Source organism: Flavobacterium humi, assembly GCF_004745595.1.
GTDB lineage: Bacteria > Bacteroidota > Bacteroidia > Flavobacteriales > Flavobacteriaceae > Flavobacterium > Flavobacterium humi.
In genome coordinates this window covers 1-9,256 of record NZ_SRLH01000005.1, presented here as the reverse complement: position 1 = coordinate 9,256, position 9,256 = coordinate 1, and the positions used below count along the sequence as shown (strand labels likewise).

Below are 9,256 nucleotides of genomic sequence, written 5' to 3'. Positions count from 1 at the left end.
CTAGATCGATATTTTTTCATATTCTTTTGAAGCGTCAACCGTTTGGTTTTCATGCAAAAGAATGTAATCAATCATTTTGGACAGTCCTTCGATATCTGGTGTGGAAAAGAAATTTTTAATCGGGATCAACACCCCGAATTCCTCGTGTATCCTATTGACAACCTGAACAATAAACAAGCTGTGCCCACCCAGTTCGAAAAAATTATCAGAAACACCTACTCTTTCTATCCGGAATACTTCCTGCCATATTGTGGCCAGTTTCTCCTCCGTTTTGTTTCTTGGAGCGAGGTATTCTTTCCGGGTCAGGTCTTTTTCGGTTATGCCTGGCAACGATTTGCGGTCCGTTTTGCCGTTCGGGGTTAGCGGCAGGGTTTCTAATTCGACCAAAAAGCTTGGAATCATGTATTCCGGCAGTTTGCCCTGCAGGTAATTGCGGATCTGCGTTTTGTCTGTTGGGGCATCGGCGACAAAATAAGCTACCAATGCCTTTTGCCCGTTAATGTCGCTCATGGCAACAACCGCCTGTTTTATTGCTTCGGAATACTGTAATATCGTGGCTTCAATTTCCTCCAGTTCTATCCTGAAACCTCGTATTTTTATTTGCTGGTCTTTCCTGCCCAGGTATTCTATATTGCCATCCGGGAGCCATCTGGCGATATCACCGGTATTGTACATCCGAAGCCCGCCCATAGCAGGGTTTTGTATGAATTTTTCTTCCGTTAAGGCCGGATTATTCCTGTATCCCAAAGACAAGCCTGCTCCGGAAAGGTACAGGTACCCTTCGGCCCCGACCGGTAGTATTTCCCGGTTTTCATCCAGTATGAATGCTTTGGTATTCGATATTGGTTTTCCTATAGGAACCGATTTATAATCCTTGCCGGATACTGTATAGCATGTACTGTAAGTGGTGTCTTCTGTCGGGCCGTACAGGTTCCTGGTCTCGATGTTCAGCGCGGTTAGTTTGTGTGCGATGTCTGAAGGGAATGCTTCTCCGGCCAAGTTGATCACTTTTACGTTTCGCATATCCAAACCTTGCTCCAGGACAGCCCTGATAGCCGAAGGAACGGTATTGAGCAGGATATTTTCTTCTTCCAGATGTTTGCCAATTTGTAACGAATCGCGCAGGATCCGTATTCTTTTTCCGATGGATAACGTATAGAACATTTCAAAAACGGACAAATCGAAACAATGCGATGTGGCGGCAAATACCACTTCAAAGGAAGCAGTGTCAAACTCAATTTCCGCCCAATTGATCAGTTCCAGAGCATTGCCGTGCGTGATCATCACCCCTTTTGGAAGCCCTGTTGTCCCTGAAGTGTAAATGATATAAGCCAAATCGTCTTTACCAATTGGAACCGATAGGTTTTGATCTGGAAAATCTCCTTTGCCAGTTTTGAAAAGATGCAGTTCTTCTTCATTGAGGATTACCTTGCATTGGCTGTCTTTTTCAATATAATCTATTCTTTCTTTTGGATAATTGATATCTATCGGAACGTATGCCGCTCCGGATTTTAGCACTCCAAGGATGGCCATCGGTAAGTTTTCATCCCTTTCCAGCTTGATGCCTACCACATCTCCTTTTGCAATTTGATGTTTTGTGATTAGGTAATGTGCCAATTGGTTTGCTTCCCGGTTTAAATGACCATAAGTGCACTCTTTTTGATTGTAACTGATGGCAATGCGCTCCGGAAACTGACGGGCCTGGTTTTCGAATTTTTCAAACAAGGCATTTTCTAAAACAGGATTTGCCGGGATATCATTGAAAGTAGTCATCAGTTTGTATTGCTCTTCTTCAGACAGGACATCAAAATTGCTTACCACCGTATCCGGTTTATTGGCAATAAGATCCAATACTTTTTTGAAATTTTGGGCAAAGGCATCCAAAGCCATCGCAGATTTGAATTTCCGCTTCAGTTTGAAAGTACTTCGTACCGTGCCGCCTGTAGCGCTTAAGGTAAAAATAAGGTGCGTGTTGACGTTTTCGAATGAATTAAGTTCAAAACCGTTATCCAGGGCTTCTTCTCCAGGTTCTCCGGCCTGTGGCAAACTATTCCCGTAATCCATGTTTTCATAAATATGAAAATTCACATAATTGAAAATACTGTCAAAGAAAGGGTTATCCAGAGAAGAATTGTTGTTGACAATCCTATTGATATGCGCCAGGGAAAGGCGGTCTTTCCCTTTTGAATTATGAAGGTTCTCCTGTAATTGGAGTATGAAATCCTTCCACGTCCCGGTTTTTTCCACCTTCATCCGAAGAGGGACCGTGTTGAGAAAACAGCCCAGGACTTTGTCCCCGTCTTCGCTTACAGGCCTGTTGTTAGACACCACACCGATCATAATATCCTTGTCGTGGCGCAGCAGGCTTAAAGTATAAAGGTAAGATCCTAAGAAAACCGTTTTTAAGGTTGTATTCCATTCTTTGGCCAGCTTTTCCAATTTTTGAATGTCGCTTTTTTCGAAATACGTATCATGGGCAAGATCTGTTTCTTCTTCTGAGAAAATATCCATCCTTTCGCTGCCTTGAAGGTATTTTTTCCAATAATTGGCATACTCGTCATTTTCTTTGGCCAGCAAAGAATCCAGGATAGCCGATTTATTATTTGTTTTTAAGGAATGGGTTCCCGGGTTTTCGTTCCGGATCAGTTTGAAATACACCTCGAACAATTCCGTATTTAGGGACGCCAGGCTCCAGCCGTCTAAAACCGCGTGGTGAAATTGGAACGCATACACCATTTTTTCCTCGGAAATCTTAAAAATATCGGCTCTCCAAAGCGGTGCATTTCCAATATTGAATTTTATGCTGCGCTCTTTTTCCAAAAACAATTGTATGCTGCTTTCCTGCTCTTGTTTGTTTAAATGGGCAATATCGGTCAGCCGTACATCCCAAAAGACTTCCTTGTTAACGACCTGGATGCCTTCAAAACCGGAAATATCAAATGACGTCCTCAATGTTTCATTTTTTTTCACCAAAAGGCCAAGTGCTTTTTTGAATGTATTGATTTCGATTGCCGGGATGATGTATACGAACTGGTCGTGGTAAACCCCTTCGCTTTGGTTTTTAAAATACTCATACACCATTCCTTTTTGGATGTCGCTCATCGGATAGGCATCTTCAATTTGTTCCGGTTCGGAAACGCTAAGCAGGAATTTGTTTTTCATCTCGGCAAGCTCTTTCTCCTTGTTGCTTCTTTCAGCCGAAGGGCCGGCAATTGCCTGCTTTTCCAAATGAGCCGCCAAGTCCTTCAATACCGGATATTCGTAAATGGTATGCAAATCCATTTCCTTTTTAAAATGCTTTTTCAATTGAGTCAGCATTCGTATGAGCAAAATAGAATCCCCTCCGATCAGGAAAAAATCATCGTTTATGCTAATCTCTTTTACATGAAGCAATTCACTCCATATCCCGGCTATTTTTTTCTCGTGATCCGTCACCGGTGCCTCATAGGCTGTTTTTTCCGGTTCGTAGGCTTCCAACAGTTTTTTCCTGTCCAACTTGCCATTGCTGGTTAATGGAAAGGATTCCAGTTGAATGATCGCATTGGGCAACATATACGCCGGCAATTTGTTTTTTAAGGATTCCTTTAAGGCTTCCATCGGGATTTCGGTTTTGGCCGTAATGAAAGCCACCAATTGAAGGTGCCCCTGGTAACCTGCCTTTACTAAAACTGATGCCATTTGTACTTGGTCAAACTCTTGAATCGCGGTCTCGATTTCTCCAAGTTCGATGCGGTACCCACGGATTTTGACCTGGTTGTCCATCCGGCCTATGTACTCAATGTCCCCGTCCGGTGTCCATTTTGCCAAATCTCCGGTGCGGTATATGCGTTCGTTTGCCGCAAAAGGGTTCGGGATATATTTCTCCTGTGTTAGTGCTGACTTGTTTAGGTAACCTCTGGAAACTTGTATTCCTCCAATGCATAATTCGCCGCTTACCCCTATTGGCTGGAGTTTGTTTTCCTGGTTGAGAATATAGATTTTGGTATTGGAAACCGGTTTGCCGATGACTACTTTCGTTGCAGATTCGGGAACATCCCAAAACGTAACATCTATGGCAGCTTCGGTTGGCCCGTATAAATTCTGCAACCGGACATTCCTGTTTCCGAATACTCTCCTGAATTCGTTTATATGATGCATCTGCAAGGCTTCGCCACTACATACGAACGTTTTCATACCCGCGCAATCTTCCTGGGAAAGTTCCAATAAAAACACCGATAACATTGACGGTACGAAATGAGCAATTGTTACGTGCTTCTTTTCGATAATTTCTTTCAGGTATACATTGTCCTTATGCCCTTCCGGCTTGGCAAACAATAATTTCGCCCCGGTAAACAACGGCAGGAATAATTCCCATACCGAAACATCGAAACAGAAGGTTGTTTTTTGCAAGACTGTATCGCTTCCGTCCAAACCATAAGAATCCTGGGCCCACAACAATCTGTTATAAACGCCGTCGTGCTGGTTCATGACTCCCTTGGGTTTTCCTGTGGAGCCTGAAGTGTAAATAATGTACATCAGGTCCGTAGGTGTAAGGCCAATTGCCGGTTTGTCTTTTGGCTCAAGGCCGAAGTCATCCCACAAATCGATGGAGAGGCATTTCCCTTGATGGTTTTCGGAAAGTTGCTCTCTGCTTTTTTGAGTCGTTATGATGATTTTAGCCTGGATGTCTTCTAAAATATACTGTATTCTTTCTTCCGGATATTCCGGATCGATCGGGACGTAGGCCGCACCGGCTTTCAAAATCCCCAAGAGCCCGATGCTCATTTCCAGTGACCTTTCCAGGTAAATACCGATAAGGTCGCCTTTTTGTATTCCCTTTTTGATCAGGTGATGGGCCAATTGATTTGATCGTTCGTTTAATTCCTGGTAGGTAAGCGACGTTTCTTCAAACTCTATGGCAATCTGGTCTGGTGTTTGCAGTACTTGACGCTCAATAAGATCCAAAACCGTTTGATCTTGCGAATAGGAAACAGTAGTATCATTGAATGCTTCCAGCAGTTTGTGCTCTTCCTGCGCCGATAACAAGGTTATGTTTTTTAGTTCACCATCGGCACTACTGATGATTTGATCTAAAGTATGCTCGAAATGATTGGCTATCATTTGAATATATTCTTCTTTGATAAGGCCGCTGTTGAATTTGAAATCAATGCACAATGCTCCTGCCCCATGCAAATCGGCCTGGACCGATAAAGGATAATTATTGTTCTCCTGAACATTGTAATTTTGGATTTCCAGGGTATTGGCAACCTTTTCTCCTTTGAATGTATTGACCGGGAAATTCCTGAAAACAAAAATCGAATCAAAAAAACCATGCTGTATGCCGTTATACCTTTTGATGCTGCTTAAAGCCGTATGCTGAAATTCCCTGGCTTTGACATGCTGGTCCTGTAAACCTTGCAGCCAATTGGAAACAGTAGCTTTTTCATCCATTCTGGCCCGGAAAGGAATCGTATTGATGTACAATCCTATTTTTTCCTCATACCTGGTTTCCGGCGGGCGCCCTGAAACGGTAACTCCAAAGACAATATCGTCGTTTGCCGTATACCTGGACAATAATAGCGCCCAGATGCCTTGTAGCAAAGTGCTAACGGTAATGTTGGCCTGTTTGGTGTAGGTGATTACTTTATCTGTAAAAGACTGGTCCAGGTTCAGGTAGACATCTTTATAATCTGCATTGGGATTTTGCCCGTCTGGCAAAGTATTGGCAAAAGGCAATAAGGAAGGTTCATCGAATTCCTTCAAGTAAGTGGTCCAAAATGTTTTCTCTTCTTCAGGATTTATGCTTTTGATGTATTTGATATAATCTTCGAACTTGTCTTCTTCCCGGACAGGCGGAAATCCGTTGTTGCTGTATGCGGTATAGGCTTCTATGAATTCCTTCATGAGTATCTGGCCCGACCATCCGTCCCATAAAATATGGTGTTTGGTCCAGATCATCCGGATTGCTTTGGCATCGGTCCTAACTAAAGTGACGCGCATCAAAGGAGGTGCCTTGAAATCAAACTCTTTGTTCCGTTCTTCGGTCAATAAGGCTTCAAACCGGGTTTCCAATTCTTCTTTCCCGAAAGGAGTAAAATCGATAAGCTCATAATTGAATTTTATTTTTTTATACACGCATTGTACCGGAATGGTCAATTGGTCATGAATAAAGGACGTCCTTAAAATAGTATGGTTTCCAATGACATATTCCCATGCTTTCTGGAAAGCGCCAAGATCCAGCCCTTCCGGGAATTCCATGCTGAACTGCGTTTTATAGGCGGTTCCCTTGGGGTGGTATAAGCTATGGAATAAAATACCTTCCTGCAGCGGGCTTAATTCGTATAAGGCCGAAATATCTTCTTTGTTGATTTTAAAACCCTGGGTATCCTTATTTGATTTTAAATAGTGTATCAGTTCGTTTTTATTGCTTTTGATGAAAGTCATAATTTCAGCATCCTTCTTTATGATTTCAATTTCGTCCGGAGATAGTTTCCCTCCGGCTCCTTTTAGCAACAAATCATTTCCCTGTACTTCGAGGGCCAGCCCCAAGCCTGCTATTTTATTTAAAAAATTATTCATGTGATGAAAAGGTTATCGTTACGTACTGCACGCGGCAGCACAGCAATTCTTGTTAATTAGGTTGTGGTTAATGGAAATGTTTTAGAATTTTATAGCTCCTTCCGATTCAAAATCAGTGTTTTCAAACAAACTGTCCAATTCATCAATCGTTACCTTGTCCTGCAAGTTGAAATCCGAAGGTGTAAAATCAGCATCTTCCTTGTTGGCGGCATGGCCGATTAATTGGGCCAGGTTATCGATATAGTTTTTGGCAAGTGTTTCGATTGTTTTTTCATCGTATTGCTTTTCCGAATAATCGAATGAAAACCCTAAGGTATTATTGACAATTGCACCTTTTACAACCAGTTTGTCGCGTACGGGATAATTAGGATGGATGTGCTCTCCGGTACTTTCTTCAGCACCTGTAAACCAATTGCTTTTATTGATAATGTTGTCCATTTGCCCCAGGTAATTAAAAACCAAATCCCATGATTTCCCGTTCAGCAGGCTGCTGGTTTGGGTATCGGTATTCAGGTATTTCAGGGCTCCGTATCCTAGGCCCTTGTCCGGGACATTCCTGATTTGTTCTTTGACCGATTTTATCAATTCTCCTTCCGATTCAAAACCAGCCTGCAGCAGTAATGGATATTTACTTGTAAACCAACCCGTAGTATTGCTGATGTCGATTTCATCGGAAAACAATTCCCTTCCATGGCCTTCCAGCCCAATAATGACGTCCGGCTCTCCGGTCCAATGGCTGATGGTTTTTGCCAGTGCTGCCAACAATATGTCATTGATTTCGGTATTGTATGCTTTATGTGCCGATTTCAATAGCAAAGCCGTAACTTCTTCACTGGTATTGACCACAAAAGTCCGAAGGGTTTGCCTGTTTTGGCTTTTGGAATCGTAATCAGTAGCGAAAGGGACAAATTTTGCCTTCACATTCGCCCAATAGTCTTTTTGTACCATAGCCTTTTCGGAATTGGCATAGGTATTCAGCAACGCGGCCCAAGCCCTGTAGGAACTCGTTTTCGGGCCCAATTCAACATTGACGTTTTGCGCCAAGGCCTCTAAAATAATCTCCAGTTCGTCTAAAATAATCCGCAGTGAAACCCCATCAACACCTAAATGGTGCAGGCTGATGAATAACCTGTTGTATTCCTCATGAGCCGGTGTTTTTATCAGTGCAAAATGAGTCAGTTCGCCATTGATGGTCCTGTTTTTCTGGACATTTTCAGCGATCGTGCTGATCTGGGCTTTAAGGTCCGCTTCCTGTTCGCCGGCTATATCGTATATTTCGAAATTCCCCGGACTATGGCTATAGGTTTGCACATAGTGAAAGCCTTCCCTCTCAAATCGTAACCGAAGGGTATCATGCCGTTCGATTAGTATTTTCATGGCATTTTTAAGATGTCCTTCGCTTATTTTCTTATTAATTTTGAAAAACAAATTCATATTAAAATGGGACATCTGCTCATTTTCTTCCTCAAAAAACCATTTCTGGATGGGTGTTAAAAGCAAGGTTCCTTCCAATATTCCTTGTTCGGCCTCTATTTTGTCTTTGGATTGATTTTCCAATGCGATAGAAAGCCCGGCAATCGTTTTCCAATCAAATAAATCCTGGACCTTAAAATGATGGCCTTTTCGTTTTGCCCTGCTGACAAACTGGATGACAATAATCGAATCACCGCCCAAAGCAAAGAAATCGTCATTGATGCCTACCTTTTCCACATTGAACAACGAAGACCAGATTTCGCAAAGATCCTCTTCCAACGGGTTTCTTGGCGCTTCGTATGCCTGGGTACTTTCGTATCCTTTAGGGCTCGGGAGCGATTTACGGTCGATTTTCCCATTGCCCGTCAATGGCATTTCCTCCAGTTCGATGTAGATGCCCGGGATCATATAATCCGGCAATCGGGACTGTAAAAAAGCTTTCAGGTCGTCTTCCTTATAATTTGTTTTTGGTACCAAATAACTCACCAAACGTTTGTAACCGTTGCTGTCTTCATCTGCCAGGACGATACATTGGTCAACAGAAGCATGGCCCAGGATGACCGTCGCAATCTCATTCGGTTCCACACGGTAGCCCCTTATTTTGACCTGGTCGTCGATACGGCCCAAAAAGACAATTTCGCCATCTTTGCGCATGCGGACCTTGTCGCCCGTGCGGTATAACAAGCCTTCTCCAAAAGGGTTCGGGATGAATTGTTTGCTTGTAAGTTCCTGGTTGTTCACATAGCCTTTGGCAACGCCCAAACCGCCTATAACCAGTTCTCCGGCCAAGCCCAGCGGGCATAATTCCAAAGATTCGGTAACGATATAAGCCTGTGTGGAAGAGAACGGTTTCCCGATAGGAACCTGCACGTACTCTTCTTCCCTGGAGACCTGGTGGAGCAATTTCCCGATGGTGGTCTCCGTAGGGCCATAATGGTTTACGATTGCTATAGTGTTGGAGTGTTCGTGCAGACGGTTTATGATGTCTGTCGGTAATACTTCGCCTCCAAAAATAATCATCGAGGACGGAAGCAATACTTCTTCTGTGCCTGATAGGGCTTTCCAGTGTGATGGGACAATCTTGATGCAGTCGATGGCTTGGGAAGTGATGTAATCCCGAAGGTTTTCGGCATCCATCAGCATCGGTTTTGAGAAACCATACAACGTGCCGCCGCCTAATAAAGAACCGTATACCACCGTTTTTCCCAAATCTGCGGAAAGCGAT

Annotated in this window: 2 protein-coding genes; both read right to left on the bottom strand. The window is 43.2% G+C overall.

Going from position 1 to position 9,256, the window contains the following annotated elements; all coding sequences use genetic code 11:
- Positions 1-6,558, bottom strand: a complete 6,558-nt coding sequence (locus E4635_RS09825) for a non-ribosomal peptide synthetase (protein ID WP_135526474.1) — start codon at positions 6,556-6,558, stop codon at positions 1-3.
- 81 nt (positions 6,559-6,639) lie between these two features.
- Positions 6,640-9,256, bottom strand: a 2,617-nt coding sequence (locus tag E4635_RS09820; RefSeq protein ID WP_169630237.1) for a condensation domain-containing protein, incomplete at its 5' end; no start/stop codon positions are given.

Excerpts from the sequence above, each read along its gene's own strand:
- E4635_RS09825 (WP_135526474.1), bottom strand. The coding sequence starts at position 6,558 with ATGAATAATTTTTTAAATAAAATAGCAGGCTTGGGGCTGGCCCTCGAA.